Source organism: Achromobacter xylosoxidans A8 (assembly GCF_000165835.1).
GTDB classification, from domain to species: Bacteria; Pseudomonadota; Gammaproteobacteria; order Burkholderiales; family Burkholderiaceae_B; genus Achromobacter; species Achromobacter xylosoxidans_B.
This window is the reverse complement of sequence record NC_014640.1, coordinates 2,566,327-2,584,389: the sequence shown is the minus strand read 5'-3', so window position 1 is coordinate 2,584,389 and position 18,063 is coordinate 2,566,327. Positions and strand designations below refer to the sequence as shown.

Here is an 18,063-nt window from a genome sequence, read left to right as displayed (position 1 = left end):
CTCAGACCCGTTCGATCCGCGCCGGCAACCCCTGGCGCACCGCCGCGCCCGACACCCAATCGATCCAGACGTTGGCATGCTCGCCACGCGTGGCATCGCCAAACCCCAGGTCGTTCAAGTTCACGCCCGCGGCCAGCGCCGGATCGTGCGGCATGGACTTGCCGTCGATGACGTGAGCGCGTGCGCCCAACTCGGTATGGCCGTAGCCGTGCTCGATGCCCACCGCGCCCGGCTGGATGCCGTCGCGCAGCAGCGCCAGTCCGGTCACCGCGCCGCCCGGCGTCACGATGCGCACCGCGTCGCCGTTGCGGATGCCGAGCCGTTCGCCGTCCTGCCGGTTGATCGACACCGGGTTGTGCGGATGCACCTGGCGCAAACGATTCACGCCGATGGACATGGAGCTCATCAGGTTGGACTTGAAGGAGCTGAGCAGGAAGGGCCAGTCCTGCTGCGCGTATTGCGCCCGCATGTCGCGGCCGTCCGCCAGGCGCGTCGGATACCAGGTGGGACAGCCGCTATAGCGCTCGCCCGTCATGGAATGGCGAAAGCCCGCCAGTTCCTCGCTCCAGACCTGCAAGGGCTTGGCGTAGGCGGCGCGCGTCTGCCGCGCTCCGCCTGCTTCCACCCAGGCGTCCTGCATCTTGTCGAAACGCCCGCCGCGGCTCATCAGCATGGCGACCTGGCGCCATTCGCCCGGCTTGAGCTTCTGCTGCAGCAACGCGCCATAGCGGTCCACTCCGGTGAGCGCCATGTCGTCGTCGCTGGCCTCGGACACGGGCTTGCCGGCCGCGAAAGCGATGTTGGCCATGCCGCGCAGGAAGAAGTCCTCGGGCGTGTCCAGCGCGTACTTGGCGCCGTCCTTGTCCGAGATGGCGCCGGCGCCGAAGCCCGGCATGTCCAGCCGCTTGGCGCAGGCGATCAGGAAGGTTTCCAGGCAGACCGGCTCGTCCGTGGCCGTGCGCGCCACCCGCGGCTGCACGGCGGGCCAGCGCACGGTGGAAGCCTTGGCGACCACGTCGGCCCAGGGCGCCGAGACGCCCCAGCTTTCGTACGTGACCGTGTCCGGCACGATGTAGTCGGCCAGCGCGTTGGTCTCGTTGATGAAGGGGTTGATCGACACCGACAGCGGTAGCAAGCCCGGATCCTTCATCTTGTCGATGATGACGCTCTTCAAGCCGGCAATGCCGTAGATCGGGTTGCTCATGTGGTTGAACCAGACCTTGGCGCGGTACGGATAGCCCGCCAACGCCGACGCCAGCATCTCCGAGCTGAGGCCACCCGTGGCCGGATACCAGGGCGCCGCGGCCGGATAGGCCGGCTGGCCCGCCGCCTTCTTGCGCTTGAACTCGCTGGACTTCTCGTACGGAAAGCGGTTGCGCGACAGGCCCACGCCCTTGGGCGTGGCGCGGTTGGCGAAGCCGGCGATGTTGTAGCGCGGCCCCTGCCCGTAGGGCGGGAACGGGCCGGCGTCCAGCACCAGGCCGCCTTCGACGTTGAGGTTGCCCACCAGCGTGTTCAGCATGGCGATGGCATAGGCGGTATAGAAACCCGAGCCGCTCATCGTGCCGCCGTGCGCATCGGCCACGGCCCGCTTGCCATAGCTGGTGAAGCGTTCGGCCAGCTCTGCGATCTTGGCGGCGGGTACGCCGCTCAGCGCCGCGTATTCGCCCAGCGTCTTGCGGCGCGCTTCCTCGCGCAGCAGCGACAGCGAACTGCGCACGCGCAGGGCTTCGGGCGCCCCGTCCATGCCGGGCGCGGCCACCGTCTCGTCCACGAACAGCGTGGCCGGCGCGGCCGTGGTGTGCGGCGCCAGCGTGCCGTCTTCCAGGCGCACCACATACACGTCTTCCCACTTCTCGCCGGCATCGGCCGGACGCGGCCAACCCAGGTCGGCGCCGCGCAGGAAGCTGCCCAGGCGCGGATGGCCGGGCTCGGCCACCACCAGATGGGTGGCGTTGGTCCAGGCCGCCTCGCCCGCGGCCTTCATGGCCTCGGGACCGGGCTGCGCCAGCGCGCGGGCGTCGTAGCGTTCGTTATCCAGGATCCAACGGATCAGGCCCATGGCCAGGCCCAGGTCGCCGGCCGGATTGACGGCGACCCACTCATTGCCCGATCCGGCCGAGAGGCTGGACGAAGCCGGCAGCATGGGCGACACGACCACATAAGTGAAACTGGCTTCTTCCGGCCGCACGCGGGCCTCGGCCAACTGGCGGGCCTGGCGCTGGAACGGGTTGCCGGCCTGCGCCGGGGCTGCGCCGATGAACAGGCCGAAGCGGGCATTGTCCCAATCCGGCTTGCCATGCGGCATGCCCTTCAAGTCGCCCAGCGCGGCGCCCGCGCCCACGCGGAAACTCTGGCCGCAATAGGAACCATGGTTGCTGAAGTTGACCGTGCCGAAGGATTGCCCGGCAAAGCGCTGGATCAGCGGGGTGCGGCCTTCGTTGGACGCGTCGGTAAAGAGGAACTGGTTGACCTTGGCGCCGTACTCGGGGTTCTGCGGGTCCAGCGGCGTCTCGCGGTCGAAGATGGCGCGCAGGCCGTCCACCTGGCCTTCGCCGAACAGGTCGCCGCCTTCGCAGACTTCCTGCACCAGCTGTTCGAACGAGATGGTCTGCCACTTGCCCTCGCCGCGCTTGCCCACGCGCTTGAGCGGCTGCAGCACGCGGAAGGGGCTGTTCATCTGTTCCAGCATGGCCGAGCCGCGGGCGCAGGAGGTGGCGCGCCCTTCCAGGCCGTTGTCGCCGCCCAGTTGCGCGTAGACCTCGCGCACCGGCGCTTCCATGGCGGCCGGCCGGGTCGTGGCCAGCGGATGGTAGGGATTGCCGGCCACGCGCAGGATGCGGTTTTCCTTCGTGTCCACACGCAGGCGCACGCCGCACTGGGTCCAGCAGCCCAGGCAGCTGGAGGGACTGACCGTCTGGCCCGGCTGGGCGCTAAGCACGCCGGTCAAGGGATCGATGCGGAACTCCGGCGTCAGCGAATTGCCGCGTACCGCGTGCGCCGTGGGCACGCCGGCCGTACCTTGCGCCAGGCCCTTCACGGCCCGGACCACGGTTTCGCCGTAACCCGCCGCAAAAGCCGCCATGCCGCCGGCGACCACGCCGCCGCGCACCATCAGCTTGCGCCGCGCCTCATCGCGCGGCTGGTCCGGAGCCTCGTCCGGCGGGGCGCCGCGCTTGTCGTCTTCGTATTGCTTGTCCATTGCTTTCATTCCATGTTCTTTCGTCCAGGACCCGTTCACAGGCAGGTCCACGCGGCGGCGCTCAGGCCGCCAGGCCTCGCGCGCGCGCCGGGAACAGCTCCAGGGCGTAGGTCACGGCGGCGATCAGCGCCACGCACAGGCCCAGCACGCCCAGCATGCCCAGCAAGCCATCGCTGCCCCAGGGCATCTCGTACAGATAGAGTCCCGCGCCATACTTCGGCACGCCCTGCACGCTCATGAAGACCACCCAGCGGAAGATCCACGCGGCCGCCAGCATGGTCAGCGCCAACGCGGCCGAGGGCAGCGGCGCGGCCAAGGTGCGCGCGGGACGCTGCAGCAGCGCGACCATGCAGAAGCCGGTCGCCACCGCGCCCGCCAGGCTGACGCGCCAGATCGGGAACTCCGCGAACAGACGCAGCGCGGCGTCGAACGACGGGTCCAGGCCCAGCAGGCCCAGCAGCGTCCAGGCGCCGGCGCCCAGCGCCATCATCACCACCGCGGTCAGGCTGAGGCTGCGCAACAGCTCCACCGGCATGGCCTGCGTACCGCCGCGCAGCCAGCGGCCCACCAGGAACATGGCCCCGAGCGCGCCCAGCCAGGCGGTCAGCGCGAAGTTCACCGGCAGGAACACCGTGTGCCACAAGGGCCGCGAACGCAGCACCATGACCTCGGCGCCGGTGTAGACCAGGATGGACAGCGCCGACACCGCCAGCGCCATGCCCAGCACGCGCACCCAGCCGATGCGGCCCCACCACCAGGCAGCGCAGAACAGCAGCGCCAGCGTCACGAACACCGGCAGCAGCAAGGCGCCCAGCCACATCCACGACCAAGGCGTGACATGCGCGTAGAAATGCCAGAAGCGGCCCGGCTGGTGCAGGTCCGCCAGCAAGGACACGGGCGCAGCGATGGCGCTGACCAGCAGCACCGTCACCGCCGCGGGCAGCAACCGCCGCGCCGGCGAGCCAGCGCTGCCGAAGGCCGCAAAGGCGGCGGTCAGCGCGGTGGTGGCGCTGATGCCGATGAGGAAAAAGTACTGCACGGCCCACGGCAGCCAGGCGGCGTCGTAGACCGGCGTCAACAATTCAGAGATCTGCATGCTCATCCCCTTCGATGGCTCAATGGCCGCCAGCCAGCCGCACGCCGGCCTGGCCGTCGACCTGATGGACGAACGCATCGGGCAGGCCGATGTAATAGACATGGGGATCGGTCTTCATCTCGGGCTTGAGCACCTTGATGTCCGCCTTGTGCTCGACCAGCAGCTGGGAAATGGCGCTGTCGGGATCGTTCAGGTCGCCGATGACGCGCGCGCCGCCCACGCAGCTTTCCACGCAGGCCGGCAGCAGCCCCGCTTCCAGGCGGTGCTCGCAGAAGGTGCATTTGTCGGCGGTCTGCGTTTCGTGGTTGATGAAGCGGGCGTCGTAGGGACAGGCCTGCACGCAATAGGCGCAGCCCACGCAGCGTTCGTTGTCGACCAGCACGATGCCGTCTTCGCGCTGGAAGGTGGCCTGCACCGGACAGACGGGCACGCAAGGCGGGTTGTCGCAGTGGTTGCACAGGCGCGGCAGCATCACCATGGAGGCCGGGCCGCCAGAGTCGGGCAGGACTTCGTATTGCAGGACGGTGGTGCGGAACTGCCCTATCGGCGGCAGGTTCTCCATCGAACAGCTGACCGTACAGGACTGGCAGCCGATGCACTTGCGCATGTCCACGACCATGCCGTAGCGCTTGCCGGCCATGCCGGGGCGGCGCGGCGGCTGGCCGTTGATGCCCGTAGCCTCGGCGCGGATGGGAATGACAGTGGCCGCAGCCCCCAACCCCAGTAAGCCCTTTAGAAAGCCTCGTTTACCCGGGAGTGGCGGTTCCGGGGGGCTGGCGGGGGTACTCATGGTGCTTCTCCAAGCGTTAATTCCGTTACAGGAATTAACTTATCACCTGGAGTTATATAGAGGCTTGATAAGTATCAAACTGGGGACGGATAAGTACGAAACCGGGCCGGTCTACGGCCCCAGTCCGTCAATCCTCGATCTTGAGCGCCCGGCGCCAAGCGGCCAGCTTGTGCTCGAACGAAGCCGCCGCGTGCGCCGGGCTGGTCGACGGCAGGTCCATGTACTCCAGCGGGACGGCCAGCCCGGGCAGCACGTGGCGACGGTACAGCGCCGCGGCCTTGGCGCCATTGAAACAGACCCGGACGATGGCCGGGTGCCGTTCCAGGAATGCGGCGAAATCGTTGGCGACCAGAGTGTCGCCGCGGATGTCGGCGTCCAGGCTGCCGGGTCGTTCGCAGGCTTGCAGCACGTCCCACAGGGCGACGCCTGCGGCTTGCAGGGCATGCAGGCGCTGCGCGTAATCCAGGCCGGGATCGAAGCCGAAGACGCTGGCCGCGATGGGCCAGAAGGCGTTGCGCGGGTGGGCGTAATAGCGGCCCTGCCTGAGCGACGCCACTCCCGGCATGGAACCCAGCACCAGCACGCGCGCGCCGGCCTGCGCCACCGGGGCAAAGCCCTGGACCTGATTCTCTTGGCCCGTCAGGGCTGCGCTCTCTGTATCCGCCATTCCCGAAGGATACGCGAGCCCTCGGTTCCCGCCCCAGTGTCCGATGCATGGAACAGTGCTTATCAGCGCGGGGGACTACCGCGCGTGGGCTTGCGCCCTTATCTTCTTAACTATGACGAACGGCCCCGCTGGGGCCGCGCAACAGGAAATACGACCATGAAGAAGATTCTCGGATTGCATGCCAGCCCCCGTCCCCACTGGGTGGGCGACGGCTTCCCGGTGCGCTCCATGTTCTCCTACAACGACAAAGGCAAGAACACCAGCCCGTTCCTGCTGCTGGACTACGCCGGCCCGGCCCAGTTCGAACCGGCCGAGCATCCGCGCGGCGTCGGGCAGCATCCGCACCGCGGCTTTGAAACCGTGACCATCGTCTACAGCGGCGAAGTCGAGCACCGCGATTCCACCGGCAACGGCGGCGTCATCGGTCCCGGCGACGTGCAATGGATGACGGCGGCCTCGGGCATCCTGCACGAGGAATTCCATTCCCACGACTTCACCCGCAATGGCGGAGAACTGGAAATGGTGCAGCTTTGGGTCAACCTGCCCGCCAAGGACAAGATGGCGCCGGCCGGCTACCAGGGCATCCTCAACGCGGACATCCCGACGGTGGAATTGCCGGACGGCGCGGGCACGCTGCGCGTGATCGCAGGCAACTACGCGGGCCACGCGGGGCCGGCGCGCACCTTCACGCCGATGGACGTGTGGGACGTGAAGCTGGCCGCCGGCAAGTCGGCGACCTTCCCCGTCGCCGCGGGCCGCAACAGCATGCTGGTGGTGCTGCGCGGCACGGTGCTGGTCAACGGCGAAACCGTGGCGCGCGACGCGCAGCTGGCGCTGTTCTCGCTGGAAGGCGAGGACATCACCGTCGAAGCCAACAACGACGCGATGTTCCTGGTGTTGAGCGGCGAGCCCATCGACGAGCCGGTGGTCGGCTACGGCCCCTTCGTGATGAACACGCAGGCGGAAATCGTCGAGGCCATCCAGGACTTCAACGCCGGACGCTACGGCAAGATGCACTGAGGCCAAAGGGCCGGCGGGTATCCCGCCTCGCACCGCGAGGCGGGATACTAAGCCAGGACCCGCCCCTGCGGGCGCCGCCGCAAGCGCCCGAGCCTGATGCCGTCGCGGATGTTCAAACCGATCAGCGCAAGGTTGGCGGCGCCCGCCGCCAACTCCAGCGCCTGCACCCCGTAAAACACCCCGTCGAACAGCCCTGCCTGCGCCCGCAGCGCCAGGAACAGCGCCGCGGGCACCAGAATCAACAATCCATTGGCCGCGATAAAGGGCATGCGCCTGCGCTTGGCAAGCAGCAACGGATGCCTGCCCTTGCCGCCCATCATGAAGCCGCTGGCGGCGGTAAGCATCATGACCGGCACGAAGCCCAGCAAGGCATAGGCAATGGCCAGCTTGACCTGCGCCACCGCGGAGGTCGCCAGGAACAGTTCGGACACCGCCGTCGATATCCAGAATGCGGCCAGAAACAGCAGCGTCAGCACGGCTGCCGTCGCGTGGATTCTATGTTTCATGATCTTGCTCCGATGGCGCGGGAACGTGCGCGGCCAGCAAGCCGGTCAGCACCCTCCCCGCCGTTTCCAGTTCGGCCGCGCTGAAGCCGCCGGCCAGTTGCCGCGCGCGCTCCTTCCAGCGCGCGTCGATGGCCCCATACACGCGCCGGCCCTCATCGGTCAGCCGGTACAAGGGCGAACGCTTGTGCTGCGGATTGGCGCGGACCTCCACCAGGCGCGCTTCGGACAGCAGATTGAGCTGCTTCTGCGCGCCCTGGCGGGTCACGCCCATGGCGGCCGCAAGCTGCGGCGCGCTCAGGGGCTGGCCTGCCAGCGCCAGGGCGCCCAGCATCTGCCAGCGCGCGCTGGTCAGCGCCTCGGGCGCGACGAAGGCATCGCCCCAGTCGAGCAGCGCGCCGTTCAACTGGAACAAGGTCAGGATCACCCCGGTGAGCCGTTCTTCCTTGGTCGGATTCATGCGTGGTCTCCTTGGTGGTCCGTTATATTGACAACCAGTTTCCATTAATGAAAACCGGTTGTCAACATGAATTTGCCTTGGTTTTCTGCGCTCCGTGGACACCCGCCGCAAGAAATGGATAGAACTCCCCGCCCCTGGACGGGTTTTCCACCAGTCCGCCCGGTCCGGCGCAGCTTTACTATCAAAGCCTTCAAGACCCCGGCAGTGGAGTCCCCCACCATGCTCGATACGACGCAGTCCGCCACCAGCACTTCTTGGCCGACGGCCGGACCGCGGATCGAGTCCGTCCTGGGCTTGCCGGCGCAGCAACTGTTCGCCTCGGGCGATCTGGACGAGGCCCGCTCCATGGTCGGCCGCGTGATGCGTCCGCACCACCTGGGCGTGGTCGGCGCGCTGCAACGCCTGGACGCGCGCATGCACCACCAGCCGCTGGGCGAAGTCTCGCTGAACCGCCTGCGCTACGGCGCCAACGTCGAGATCCGGCCCGGCCCGCTGGAAGACTTTTTCCTGGTGCAAATGCCGCTATCGGGCTGTGCCCGCATCAGCAGCGGCCCGCAACAAGTGGATTCGACGCCCGATGTCGCCTCGGTCGTCAGCCCGGACGACGACCTGGCCATGCGCTGGGCCGAGGACAACGACCAGTTCATGCTGCGCGTGGGCCGCTCGCTGCTGGAACGCACCCTGGTGGGACATCTGGGCTGTGCGCTGGACCGGCCGCTGCGCTTCCAGTTGGGATTCCGCTGGCGCGAATGCCCCGCTTGGCGCTGCCTGATGAGCTATCTGCTGGACTGCTCCACGCAGCACGCGAACCTGGCCCAGCACAAACTCATCGTGCATCAGATGGAACAGCTGGTCGCCGCCACCCTGCTATCTGCCCAGCCTCACAACTACACCGGCGCGCTGCCGGGCCGCCGCGGCGCGGTGCTGCCGCGCCACGTGCGCAGCGTCCAGGACTATCTGCAGGCGCACGCGCACGAATCCGTCAGCGCCGAACAGCTGGCGCGCATCGCCGGCGTCAGCGTGCGCAGCCTGTACGCGGGATTCAAGGAATTCCTGGGCGTGAGTCCCATGCACTACCTGCGCGACCTGCGCATGGAACGCGCGCACGCCGAGCTGGTCTCGGGTGAAAGCCGCAACATCGCCGGCGTGGCGCTGCGCTGGGGCTTCGCGCACATGGGACGCTTCAGCGCCGGCTACAAGGAACGCTACGGCGTAAGCCCCAGCCAGAGCCTGCGGCGGCGCGGCTGAGGCGGCGCCGCTTCAGGGCCTGGCTGGCGCAGCCGGCTTTGCCTTGGCAGAGGAATCCTGCGCCATCACCTCACGCGCAAGCTGGTTGATCTTGGGAGCCGCTTTCATGGCGCCGTCCTTGTGCTGCGTCAGGAACTGACGCGCGTAGTACCGCTCGAGTTCGCAGGGATTCGGATTCTTGCCCGTAAAACCCACGGAAGCGTCTATCAACTTGCCGGCATGCGCCTGCTCGGCAAGAACGCGCTTGCGCATCGCCTGGATTTTCTCCGCCGCGTCCTTGCGCCCTTCCTGGGAGTTCAGGCGCTGGGCGAGCTTGGCGCGCAGCGCAGCCGGGTCTGTCGGCGCGCGGGCCAGGTCCATGCCCAGGCTCGCTTGCGCCAGGGCCATGGCCACCAGCCCTTGCACCTCCGGCCCGTCTGCCGGGTACAGCTTGCAAGCGGCGATGAAACCCATGTGGGCGACGGCCCTGTCACCCAGCCACTCCTGGCCGCTGTCGCTACCCATCGCAAAACCCAACGAATTGCGCATCGGTTCCTGCACTTCAAAGCTGCTGCTCGTGTTCTGCGCCGCGGCAAGTCCGCTGCACAAGAAAAGCGCCAGCGCCGAAATTGTTCTTTTCATCATGTTCCCCGTGAGCGCTCGCCGGCGCGGATATCTCCACGCCGGATGCTATTCCAGCATCAGCCAGAATGGTGAGCGAGGTCCCAAAACACCCGCGAGAGCAGGCCTACAGTTGCATCCGAACAACGCCTGCTTTCCTCAACCGTTGGCCGCTATGGCATGGAAGGTGGATTTCCACGAAACTCGCGCAACAGGGGGCCGCAGGTCTGGCGCAGCCCAGGGAAGGACACTCGATGAAAACACTACAAAGCAGCCTTCTTCTTTGCGCTTCGTTGTCCATCGGGACGGCAGGCGCTTCGGACGATATCGACATGCAGGCGTTCGAGGCTTCGAGCCAGGCCTTGCGCTCGGCCGATGCGAAGGCCGAAGCCAGGCGCGCAGCCGTCGCCGCGCTTTCACCGCGCCTGCAGAAAATCCCGCTCGGCGAGCGGGCCGGCGCGCACATCGCCGCCGCCGGCGCTTGCGCCATCGACGTTCCCATCGACGACATCAATAAACTGTCATCGCTGGCCGTGGCGGAAGCGGTCCTTGGCAAGCCTCTTGCCCAAGTCCCCTATGAGTCCAAAGCAATTTTGAAAGCGACCACAGACGCAATCCGAACGCCGGAAGCGGTCGCGGCGGCAACCAAGCGCCAGCAGCGACTGCAAAAATTGGCTCAGGCCGAGCGCGACTGGGTTTCCCAAGTACGGGTCGCGGTAAAAAAGATCAATCCCAAAGGCGAATCCAGCGACTGCCGGCATCTGCGTGGACAGATCGACGATCTGCTGGACAATGCGGACCGCGACAACTCTCTCAACAAGGCCGAGCTGGTTCTGTTTGCGGTCCAGGAGCTTCAAGGCCAAGGCAAGCCGTCGTCCCGCTGAGCGGCCCCGCGCCTAGGGCTGTTCGACCCAGGGCGCCGCGGCCTCGGCCCGGCTCCAGAGACGCCAGCCGTGCCGGTAGGCATGCTGCAGATAAGGCCCGCGCAAGATGCGCGGTTGGCTATCGGTGGCCTGTTCCGTGCCTAGCAGATGCAGGACCTGAGTCCAGTCGGCCAGCCCGCCCCGGGCGCCGCGCAATGCCGCATCCGCGAGCTGACCGGCCTGCTCCACCGACCCGGCCCGCACCAGAAAGCAGGTATCCGCCCCGTTCGGGCCGCCGGTGTAAGGGTCCTCGGATTCGTTGCCCCAGCGTATCGCTTCGTACAGATTCATGTCCCTGCCCCGTCCAATCGACAGCGGAACGATACCAGCAGACACGCCCCGGAAACTGGCGGCGGACAGGGCCTGCCCGAAGGAACGCCCGACCTAGAACGGAATCCCCAGCTTCACATACAGCTGCGCGCCTTCGGGCCGGTTCTTGACCTTGAAGTCCTGCTGCCACTTCGCCGTGAACAGCCAGCCTTTTTCATTCATGTAGCGTACCGAAGGGCCGAAGCCGAAAGCCCGGGCGCGGCCCGCGGCGCTGTTGGGGCCGCTGTCGTCGGTGACCTGCTGGAAGGCGTAGCCGCCCACCCCCAGCACCCAGCCCTTGCCCACGCCCCAGCCCAGCGCGTAGTCGGCGTGCAGCGCCTGGCCCGAACGCGTATCGGTGGCCGAGTTGGTGAAGTTGAAGTCGTACATGACTTTCAGGTCGGCGTTGAAGCCGTCCGGACTGATGCGGCTCAGCGCGAACACCGGCTGCGCAGTCCAGTAGTTCTTGCCCAGGCTGGACGGGTCCTTGCGGTTGTACTCGCCGGTCGGCGCGTACATGTCCAGCCCGACCACGTAGTGCAGGCTTTCGGACGGGTGATAGCCCAGCGCCACGCCCAGCGTCATGTCGCCCAGCCCGGTGCTGCGGTTGCGCTGGCCGGCAGCCTTGGCGGTCACGTCCAGCAGCGGCGCAATGGCGTGGAAGGCCAGCTGTCCGCCCATGACCTGCTGCTGCGTGACCCAGATCAGGCGCGGCGCCAGCACGTTGACGTCGACCTTGAAGCCAGGCACCGGCACGCGCTCGCCGTCGTTGCCGCGCAGCGTGTCGTAGCGCGCCCCGCCGGCATAGACCAGCATGTGCACGCCGGGTGGCGGCAGCGCGCCCGACATGAAGTTCTCCAGGCCGTCCGGGTAGATGCCCAGGCCGCCGCCCTCGGTGGCCTGGGTCCCCGCGCTGGCCAGCGCCAATGCCGTGGCGCTGGCCAGCCGCCGGAGTTTCAGGTGTCCGCTCATGTTCCCCTCCTGCCTATTTGTTGTGCGACGAGATAGCCGGAGCCGCCGCCCAGCCCGGGACCCGGGTGAGTGGCGGCGCCGATATGAAAGAGATTGCGCAGCGGCGTGCGGTGGCCGCGCGCGCCATGGCCGCCAGCAAAGGGCCGCAGCCAGAAGAACTGGTCAGGCGAACACACGCCCGAATAGGGATCGCCCCCGACCAGGTTGCAGTTCAGGCCTTCCAGGTCCGCCGGCGAGTAGGCACGGCGGCCGACGATGCGCCGCGTCAGGCCCGGCATCACGCGCTCCATGCGCGCCTGCACCCTGTCGGCCATGGCCTCGCGCACCGCCTCGTTCCAGCGGCCGTCGGCGGGCGCCGCGATCTCGCCCGCGGCGTCGCCCTTGATCCGCGCCGGCAGCTCCTGCATCTGCACCCACAGGATCCAGCCGCCTGGCGGCGCGCGCGTGGCATCGACCGCGACGGGCTGGCCGATGGCCAGCGTGGGACGCGCCGGCAGCAAGCCATTGTTCGCCTCGGTGACCGAGGTGCAGACCTGCTCCATGCTCTCGGTCAGATGCACCAGCGGCACATGGCGCAACTCCGGCGTGAGCCAGTCCGGCGGCGCGTCCAGCGCGAAATGGATCTGCATGCCGCCGCGGCCGTAGCGGTAATTGGCGGCGCGTTCGCGCATGGCGGGCGGCGCGTCGGGCAGCAACTGCCCGTACAGCTGACCCGGCGCCACGTTGCAGACCACCGCCTCGGTGGCCCGGTACTCCCGCCCTGCCGCCACTACGCCCACGGCCCGGCGGCGCCTGCCCTCGCCGCGCGTGACGATGCGTTCGACGTGCGCGCCGGTCTGCAAACGGCCGCCGTGCCGATCGATGACGGCGGCCAGCGCATCCACCACGCCGCCGCCGCCGCCCTTGACCACCGGCATGCCGCCGGCCACCACCGCAGCGAAGGTCAGCTTGCCGATCAATGCGGAACAGGCATCGTCCGGACCCAGCCCGGTGTGCAGCACCCAGGGCGCAATCAGGGCGCGCGCGGCGTCCGACTGCAAGGCGCGCTCGGACCAGCGGCGAAAGCTCTCCATCGAATCGGCGGCGAAGGCGGCCAGACCGTCCATGCCTCGTTTGCGCCATTCGCCGAACAGCAGCTTGAGCATGCCGGTGCCGTAGGGGTTCTGGCCCAGCAGGCCGAAGGTCAGCGCGGCGTCCGCGCCGAACAGGCGCTGGGCCATGGCGGCGAAGGCCGCGCCGTCGCCGGGCGCCCAGGCGTCCAGCCGCCGCGCGCTGTCCGCCACGTCCTGCTTGAGCGCCAGGCCCGAACCGTCCGGCAACACCAGCCCGGTGGCGTACTCGCCTTGCATGAATTCCAGTCCGGCCTCGCGCAACGCCGGCTTGAGCGCCGCATAGGCGGGGCTGCCCATGAACAGCGGGTACCAGCAGGACAGCACGTCGTGGCGGTAGCCGGGGAACAGTTCCTCGGTGCGGATGCAGCCGCCCAGCCTGTCGTTGCGTTCCAGCACCAGCACCGACTTGCCGCGCTGCGCCAGCAAGGCCGCGCAGACCAGCGAGTTCATGCCGCTGCCGACGATGATGACCTGCGCCTCGGACTCCAAGGACATGATGCGCTCCGATGAGTAGTAGGCCGCTACGCGGCGGTCAGCGCGGTGAAGCGCCCGGCATGGAACACCAGCGGCGTGGCCGCCACGCTGGCCACCCGCAGCACCCGGCCGAACAGCAGCAGATGGTCGCCCGCGGGGCTTTGCTGGTCGTTGGCGCAGACCAGCGTGGCGACGGCCCCGGCGATGGCGGGTACGCCTTCCGGCACGTCGTGCACCGGCGCGCCCGCGAACTTGTCCGGAACCGAGGAACTGGCGAAACGCATGGCCAGTTCTTCCTGGCCGCAGGCCAGCACGCTGATGGTGAAGTGGCTGCAATCGCGGAACGCCGCCAGGTTGGGCGAATGGTTCACCAGGCTCCACAGCACCAACGGCGGATCCAGCGACAACGAGGCGAAGGAATTGATGGTGAGGCCCACCTGGCGGCCGTCCGGACAGCGTGTGGCGACGATGGCCACGCCGGTCGGATAGCTGCCCAGCACGCCGCGCAGGACCTTGGGATGCAGATCGGTGCAGCCCCAGTCCAGAGGCAGGCCCGCTGCGCAGCCCGTCATCATGCCGCCGCCCGCGCCGGTTGCGCCGCAATGAAGGCTTCGCAGGCCGTGGCGTCGCCCCACCAGGGATACAGCGACGGCGGATGGTTGAAGCCGTTGGCGATGGCGCTGGCGATCGCAGGCGTGTGGTCCGCGGCCTGCAACAGCTTGAGCAGATGCGGCGCCGGCGGCAGCAGCATGGAGTTGGTCCATTCCACCACCGCGCCGCCATAGTCCCAGAAGCGCTCGAAGGTGCGCTGCATCCATTCGGCGGTAAAGGTCGCGTCGCCATGCGCCAGGATCGCGTCCAGGTAGACGGCGCAGGCCTTGGTGGCGTTGTTCGAACCCTGCCCCGTGATCGGGTCGTTGGTCACCACCGCGTCGCCCAGGCCGAACACCAGCCGGCCCGACGGCAGGGTCAGCACCGGCTTGCGCACCGTGGGCGCGAAGCTGCCGGCCAGGATGCCGTTGGCGTCGGTCAGTTCCACTGAACCGCAACGGTCGGCCTCCCAGGGCAGGTAGGTGTGCAGGATGTGCAGGCTTTGCGCCAGGTGCTCTTGCGGCGACTTGATGTCGCGCCAGCAATCCATCGGACCGCCGGGCACGCCTTCGAACACCATGATCTCGCAGGGGCCGCTGGTGGTCAGCGCCGGAAACACGAAGTACTCGCCCACGCCCGGAATCAGGTTGAAGGCTACCCGCGAATGATCCGGCGCCGCGCGCATGCCGTGCACATAGGTCAGCGCCAGCGCGCGCTGCGGCCGGTCGAAGCGCGAGCGTAGCGCGTCGCGCTCGAACAGCTTGACCACTTCGCCCTTGCCCGCAGCCAGCAGCACCAGGTCGTGCGAGGCCGCCAGCAATTCGAGTTCGGCCACGCCGCCGTCCTGGATCAGCAGCCTGCCGCCGCGCGCCGCGAACAGTTCCATCCACGCCGGCATCTTGATGCGCTGGTCCACCGCCTGCGCCGGCCGGTCCAGGCGCGCGACCCAATCGATCAGCTTGTGGCCGGGCCGTTCCGGATGCGGCAGCGCCAGGCCGATGCCGTCCACCGTAGGGCATTCGGCTTCCCACTGGTTCAGGCCCAGGTCGCGCTCGACTTGCAGCGAGGCATCGAACATGCACTGGCTGGACATCACTTTGCCCTGGCGGATATGGTCCGGCTCGCGGTTGGTGACCACGGTCACCTCATAGCCTTTGTCCAGCAGTCCCAGCGCCAGGGGCAAGCCCGCCTGCCCGCCACCCACGATTGCGATTCGACGCATGATTGCTCTCCTTTGTATGTCTAGGCGGCCAGGCGCGGAATCGCGGGCTTGGCCTGTTCGGGACCCATGGCCGAGTAGCCGCCGTCCACCGCGTAATCAGCGCCGGTGACGAAACTGGCATGGTCTGAAAGCAGGAAGGCGACCACCTCGGCCACTTCGGCCGGATCGCCCGCGCGTCCCAGCAAGTGGTAATCCGCGGCCACGCGGTCGGTCTTGGCGCGGTCGCCCTGCGTCAGCTCGTCCATGACGCGCGACCAGGTCCAGCCCGGCGACACGGAGTTGACGCGTATGCCGTCGGCGGCATAGTCCATCGCCATGTTGCGGGTCACTTGCAGCAGCGCCGCCTTGGAAACCGGATACAGCCAGCGCCCGGTCTGCGCCACGCGCGACGAGATACTGGTGAAATTGACGATGGCCCCGCCGCCAGCCGCGACCAGATGGGGATGGACCGCGCGCGCGGCCATCACGGCGCTGACCAGGTTGACGTCCAGCGCGCGCAGCCAGTCGGCGCGGCCCGACGCGGCGCCGTCGTCCAGATAGGTGGCCGCCAGATTGACCAGGAAATCGATGCGGCCGAAATGCGCTGCCGCGTCAGCCACGCCGCGCTCCAGCTGCGCGTCGTCCGCAATATCCACCGGCCAGAAGCGCGTGCCGGCCGGATCGGCGGCGGCCACGCGTTCGCCGCCGGCGGCATCGATGTCGAACAGCGCCACGCGCACGCCCTTGGCCCGCAGCGCCGCAACCACGCCCGCGCCGATCAGCGTGGCGCCGCCGGTCACGATGGCCACCTTGTTGTCCAGACCCTTCATCGCATCACCTCACCGTTAGCTGATTGAGTGAGGCGAATACTGGCGCCGCGCGCCGGGGCGGCGATAGCCGGATCCGGCTATCGCTATCCGCTGACTGCGCTTATTCGGGGAAAGACTGATCCATGTCCAGGCGGCGTGGCCGGAAACTGCGGCGCCTGTCCGCTTCGTGCAAGCGCGCGGGCTGCGGGGCGGACAGACGGCCCGATGCCGCCGCGGCGCGGCGAGCCGCCAGACGCGCTGACACTAAATATCGGCTACATCGCGCAGCCGTACGCCGGAGAAGTTGGCCGCACTCAATGCATCAAACATCGCGCGGTCGCAGATGGGAGGTGCTCCCATGCGATCCTGGCGGAAGATATGGGCATCTCCCACAACATCCTGTTTGAACACCAAGCTGGCTCCGCCGACGAGGCTATAAAGTTTCTCGTCCTCGCCGGTCTGATAATTATGGTCGAGCTTGATCCTCACGCGAGAAGAGGCTTCATCCAGGGCATCGAGTCTGCGCAGCACATTGCCTAGGTAGTACTGCGGAGCGGGGCTGCCGTCAGCAAGGCTGAAGTCGCATGCCACAAATGCAAACGCCTCGGCGTCCAACTGCTCAAACAGTTGCTTCAACGGCTCCGACACAATCCATATGCCAGCGAGCTCTTCCAGATCGCGTGGCATTCCGCCCTTCTCCGGTACATGAACCAGGTGGGGACGCTCCGGATACTGATCTGGCATTCCATTAGGGCGCGAGACGACATTCATTCCCGGGTCGATCAGCTTCTCTTCGTTGGCGATTTCGATGCCGGGAACCCTGCCGTTTTCCAAGAAGCTGGCGTCGATCAGGAAAAATTCGCCCTTATGAGATGCGGCTTCGGCTGAAACTTCAATGGCGGTCGGTTCGGTCACGGTGGCTTCCATCATGGATGCGGGGGCAGAACGGGAATGCAGTTGAGCCGATGCTAGCGGGGCTTTGGCGCAGCCACAAGTTCCGTCGAAGTGGTCTTCAGCATGCTGATGCAGGGAAATGCAGCCAACCTGCTCCAAAGTTCATAACACGCTCTAGGATCGGCCCGCCTTGCGCGAAGCGCGCGCATGCTCCTTGATCAGGCGCACGAAACGCTGCACCTGGCGGCTGGGGCGGTCGAAGCGCGAACGCACCAGGCTCAGCGACAACGGTATCGACTCGCGCAGCGGCCGCGTCACCACGCCGGGCCAGCCCTGCTGCCCGACCGAGAACTCATCGACGATGGCCACGCCCGCGCCCACCCGCACCAGCGCGCAGGCCAATTCGGCGCGCACGATTTCCACGGCCGGATTCCAGCTGACGCCGGCGCGCTGGAAGGCCGCGGCCACCAGTTGCCCGAACGGGATGTTGCGGTTGTAGAGGATCAGCTTGCACTCGGCCAGGTCGGCCAGGCTCACCGCCCGCCGCGCGGCCAGGGGATGGCCTTGCGGCAGGATGCAGACCATCTCGCCGGTGGCCAACGGCTCCACCACCAGGTTGGGATGGTCGATGGGCAGCACCGACACCGCCAGTTCCGCCTTGCGCCCCAGCAGTTCGTGCGCCATGTCGGACAGCAGCGTGGTGTGGAACTTGAGTCTGACCTTGGGGTAGAGCTCCAGGTACTGCGCAATCACGGGCGGCACGAAGTTCAGCGCCAGGCTGGGGCTGGAACACAGGGTCAATGCGCCCTCGGGCCGTTCGGCCAGGTCGCGCGCCAGTTCATCGATGCGCAGGGCTTCGTCGAACAACGCCCCCACCTCCTCGAACAGGCGCTGCGCTTCCGGGGTGGGCGTGAGCTTGCCCTTGTCGCGTTCGAAGAGCTGCAGGCCCAGGCTCTGCTCGGTGTGGGCGATGAGGCGGCTGATGGCTGGCTGCGACACGAACAGCAGCTTGGCCGCGCCATTCATGGAACCGGTCAGCATCACCGCCCGGAACACTTCCATCTGCCTGAGCTTGAAACGCATGGCTGATCCGATAATCGTTTGTTATAACCCCTGGCCAACTTAGCATAAGCGCTGCTATCACGCATTCATTAGCATTCCAGATGGCTCCTGGCACGTATCCCAGGGCGAT

General features: G+C 67.5%; 18 protein-coding genes. 3 read left to right on the top strand and 15 right to left on the bottom strand.

Features of this window, described 5'->3' with window-relative positions; translation table 11 throughout:
• Nucleotide 1: 1 nt before the first annotated feature.
• From AXYL_RS12125 to AXYL_RS12110, 4 genes are all read right to left on the bottom strand, one after another.
• The gene (locus tag AXYL_RS12125; protein ID WP_013393081.1) at nucleotides 2–3,202 is read right to left on the bottom strand and encodes a tetrathionate reductase subunit A; all 3,201 of its coding nucleotides are present in this window, start codon (nucleotides 3,200–3,202) and stop codon (nucleotides 2–4) included.
• Nucleotides 3,203–3,263: 61 nt separating this feature from the next.
• Nucleotides 3,264–4,298 (bottom strand): NrfD/PsrC family molybdoenzyme membrane anchor subunit, encoded by a 1,035-nt coding sequence (gene nrfD / locus AXYL_RS12120; protein ID WP_013393080.1) that lies wholly within the window; start codon nucleotides 4,296–4,298, stop codon nucleotides 3,264–3,266.
• Between the two features lie 19 nt (nucleotides 4,299–4,317).
• Nucleotides 4,318–5,088 (bottom strand): sulfate reduction electron transfer complex DsrMKJOP subunit DsrO, encoded by a 771-nt coding sequence (dsrO, locus tag AXYL_RS12115; protein WP_013393079.1) that lies wholly within the window; start codon nucleotides 5,086–5,088, stop codon nucleotides 4,318–4,320.
• 127 nt (nucleotides 5,089–5,215) lie between these two features.
• Entirely contained in the window at nucleotides 5,216–5,755 is a 540-nt protein-coding gene (locus AXYL_RS12110; RefSeq protein WP_013393078.1) for a DNA-deoxyinosine glycosylase, read from the bottom strand.
• A gap of 156 nt (nucleotides 5,756–5,911) precedes the next feature.
• On the opposite strand from AXYL_RS12110, the gene AXYL_RS12105 reads away from it, so the two are divergent.
• Nucleotides 5,912–6,775 (top strand): pirin family protein, encoded by an 864-nt coding sequence (locus tag AXYL_RS12105; RefSeq protein ID WP_013393077.1) that lies wholly within the window; start codon nucleotides 5,912–5,914, stop codon nucleotides 6,773–6,775.
• Nucleotides 6,776–6,822: 47 nt separating this feature from the next.
• Here the strand turns inward: AXYL_RS12105 and AXYL_RS12100 are convergent, their stop codons facing one another.
• Nucleotides 6,823–7,281 carry a hypothetical protein gene (locus tag AXYL_RS12100; RefSeq protein ID WP_041653348.1) on the bottom strand — a complete coding sequence of 153 codons (459 nt, stop codon included), beginning with the start codon at nucleotides 7,279–7,281 and terminating at the stop codon, nucleotides 6,823–6,825.
• Nucleotides 7,271–7,738 carry a MarR family winged helix-turn-helix transcriptional regulator gene (locus AXYL_RS12095; RefSeq protein ID WP_013393075.1) on the bottom strand — a complete coding sequence of 156 codons (468 nt, stop codon included), beginning with the start codon at nucleotides 7,736–7,738 and terminating at the stop codon, nucleotides 7,271–7,273. Before AXYL_RS12095 ends, AXYL_RS12100 begins: the two co-directional genes overlap by 11 nt.
• A gap of 219 nt (nucleotides 7,739–7,957) precedes the next feature.
• Between AXYL_RS12095 and AXYL_RS12090 the strand changes: the two genes are divergently transcribed.
• Nucleotides 7,958–8,986, top strand: a complete 1,029-nt coding sequence (locus AXYL_RS12090) for an AraC family transcriptional regulator (protein ID WP_013393074.1) — start codon at nucleotides 7,958–7,960, stop codon at nucleotides 8,984–8,986.
• Between the two features lie 12 nt (nucleotides 8,987–8,998).
• Here AXYL_RS12090 and AXYL_RS12085 read toward each other — a convergent pair whose 3' ends face one another.
• The gene (locus AXYL_RS12085) at nucleotides 8,999–9,610 is read right to left on the bottom strand and encodes a hypothetical protein (RefSeq protein ID WP_041653344.1); all 612 of its coding nucleotides are present in this window, start codon (nucleotides 9,608–9,610) and stop codon (nucleotides 8,999–9,001) included.
• Nucleotides 9,611–9,840: 230 nt separating this feature from the next.
• Here AXYL_RS12085 and AXYL_RS12080 point away from each other — a divergent pair, with 230 nt between their 5' ends.
• Nucleotides 9,841–10,470: a hypothetical protein gene (locus AXYL_RS12080; protein ID WP_013393072.1), complete on the top strand. Its 630-nt coding sequence runs from the start codon at nucleotides 9,841–9,843 to the stop codon at nucleotides 10,468–10,470.
• A 12-nt stretch (nucleotides 10,471–10,482) separates the two neighbouring features.
• Here the strand turns inward: AXYL_RS12080 and AXYL_RS12075 are convergent, their stop codons facing one another.
• The 8 genes from AXYL_RS12075 to AXYL_RS12040 all read right to left on the bottom strand — a co-directional run bounded on the left by AXYL_RS12075 (nucleotide 10,483) and on the right by AXYL_RS12040 (nucleotide 17,954).
• A complete protein-coding gene (locus AXYL_RS12075) occupies nucleotides 10,483–10,800 on the bottom strand; it encodes a hypothetical protein (protein ID WP_041653337.1) in 318 nt (105 codons plus the stop codon).
• A gap of 93 nt (nucleotides 10,801–10,893) precedes the next feature.
• A complete protein-coding gene (locus AXYL_RS12070) occupies nucleotides 10,894–11,790 on the bottom strand; it encodes a transporter (RefSeq protein ID WP_013393070.1) in 897 nt (298 codons plus the stop codon).
• A complete protein-coding gene (locus AXYL_RS12065) occupies nucleotides 11,787–13,397 on the bottom strand; it encodes a phytoene desaturase family protein (RefSeq protein WP_013393069.1) in 1,611 nt (536 codons plus the stop codon). Before AXYL_RS12065 ends, AXYL_RS12070 begins: the two co-directional genes overlap by 4 nt.
• A gap of 26 nt (nucleotides 13,398–13,423) precedes the next feature.
• Nucleotides 13,424–13,951: a flavin reductase family protein gene (locus AXYL_RS12060; RefSeq protein ID WP_013393068.1), complete on the bottom strand. Its 528-nt coding sequence runs from the start codon at nucleotides 13,949–13,951 to the stop codon at nucleotides 13,424–13,426.
• Nucleotides 13,948–15,189 (bottom strand): styrene monooxygenase/indole monooxygenase family protein, encoded by a 1,242-nt coding sequence (locus tag AXYL_RS12055; RefSeq protein WP_013393067.1) that lies wholly within the window; start codon nucleotides 15,187–15,189, stop codon nucleotides 13,948–13,950. The genes AXYL_RS12060 and AXYL_RS12055 overlap by 4 nt, the downstream gene beginning before the upstream one ends.
• A gap of 20 nt (nucleotides 15,190–15,209) precedes the next feature.
• Nucleotides 15,210–15,998, bottom strand: a complete 789-nt coding sequence (locus AXYL_RS12050) for an SDR family oxidoreductase (RefSeq protein ID WP_013393066.1) — start codon at nucleotides 15,996–15,998, stop codon at nucleotides 15,210–15,212.
• 243 nt (nucleotides 15,999–16,241) lie between these two features.
• On the bottom strand, nucleotides 16,242–16,907 hold the full coding sequence (locus AXYL_RS12045; protein ID WP_013393065.1) for an imm11 family protein: 666 nt from the start codon (nucleotides 16,905–16,907) through the stop codon (nucleotides 16,242–16,244).
• 138 nt (nucleotides 16,908–17,045) lie between these two features.
• A complete protein-coding gene (locus AXYL_RS12040; protein WP_013393064.1) occupies nucleotides 17,046–17,954 on the bottom strand; it encodes a LysR family transcriptional regulator in 909 nt (302 codons plus the stop codon).
• Between the last annotated feature and the right edge of the window lie 109 nt (nucleotides 17,955–18,063).

Excerpts from the sequence above, each read along its gene's own strand:
- AXYL_RS12125 (WP_013393081.1), bottom strand. The coding sequence starts at position 3,202 with ATGGACAAGCAATACGAAGACGACAAGCGCGGCGCCCCGCCGGACGAG.
- nrfD (WP_013393080.1), bottom strand. The coding sequence starts at position 4,298 with ATGCAGATCTCTGAATTGTTGACGCCGGTCTACGACGCCGCCTGGCTG.
- dsrO (WP_013393079.1), bottom strand. The coding sequence starts at position 5,088 with ATGAGTACCCCCGCCAGCCCCCCGGAACCGCCACTCCCGGGTAAACGA.
- AXYL_RS12110 (WP_013393078.1), bottom strand. The coding sequence starts at position 5,755 with ATGGCGGATACAGAGAGCGCAGCCCTGACGGGCCAAGAGAATCAGGTC.
- AXYL_RS12105 (WP_013393077.1), top strand. The coding sequence starts at position 5,912 with ATGAAGAAGATTCTCGGATTGCATGCCAGCCCCCGTCCCCACTGGGTG.
- AXYL_RS12100 (WP_041653348.1), bottom strand. The coding sequence starts at position 7,281 with ATGAAACATAGAATCCACGCGACGGCAGCCGTGCTGACGCTGCTGTTT.
- AXYL_RS12095 (WP_013393075.1), bottom strand. The coding sequence starts at position 7,738 with ATGAATCCGACCAAGGAAGAACGGCTCACCGGGGTGATCCTGACCTTG.
- AXYL_RS12090 (WP_013393074.1), top strand. The coding sequence starts at position 7,958 with ATGCTCGATACGACGCAGTCCGCCACCAGCACTTCTTGGCCGACGGCC.
- AXYL_RS12085 (WP_041653344.1), bottom strand. The coding sequence starts at position 9,610 with ATGATGAAAAGAACAATTTCGGCGCTGGCGCTTTTCTTGTGCAGCGGA.
- AXYL_RS12080 (WP_013393072.1), top strand. The coding sequence starts at position 9,841 with ATGAAAACACTACAAAGCAGCCTTCTTCTTTGCGCTTCGTTGTCCATC.
- AXYL_RS12075 (WP_041653337.1), bottom strand. The coding sequence starts at position 10,800 with ATGAATCTGTACGAAGCGATACGCTGGGGCAACGAATCCGAGGACCCT.
- AXYL_RS12070 (WP_013393070.1), bottom strand. The coding sequence starts at position 11,790 with ATGAGCGGACACCTGAAACTCCGGCGGCTGGCCAGCGCCACGGCATTG.
- AXYL_RS12065 (WP_013393069.1), bottom strand. The coding sequence starts at position 13,397 with ATGTCCTTGGAGTCCGAGGCGCAGGTCATCATCGTCGGCAGCGGCATG.
- AXYL_RS12060 (WP_013393068.1), bottom strand. The coding sequence starts at position 13,951 with ATGATGACGGGCTGCGCAGCGGGCCTGCCTCTGGACTGGGGCTGCACC.
- AXYL_RS12055 (WP_013393067.1), bottom strand. The coding sequence starts at position 15,189 with ATGCGTCGAATCGCAATCGTGGGTGGCGGGCAGGCGGGCTTGCCCCTG.
- AXYL_RS12050 (WP_013393066.1), bottom strand. The coding sequence starts at position 15,998 with ATGAAGGGTCTGGACAACAAGGTGGCCATCGTGACCGGCGGCGCCACG.
- AXYL_RS12045 (WP_013393065.1), bottom strand. The coding sequence starts at position 16,907 with ATGATGGAAGCCACCGTGACCGAACCGACCGCCATTGAAGTTTCAGCC.
- AXYL_RS12040 (WP_013393064.1), bottom strand. The coding sequence starts at position 17,954 with ATGCGTTTCAAGCTCAGGCAGATGGAAGTGTTCCGGGCGGTGATGCTG.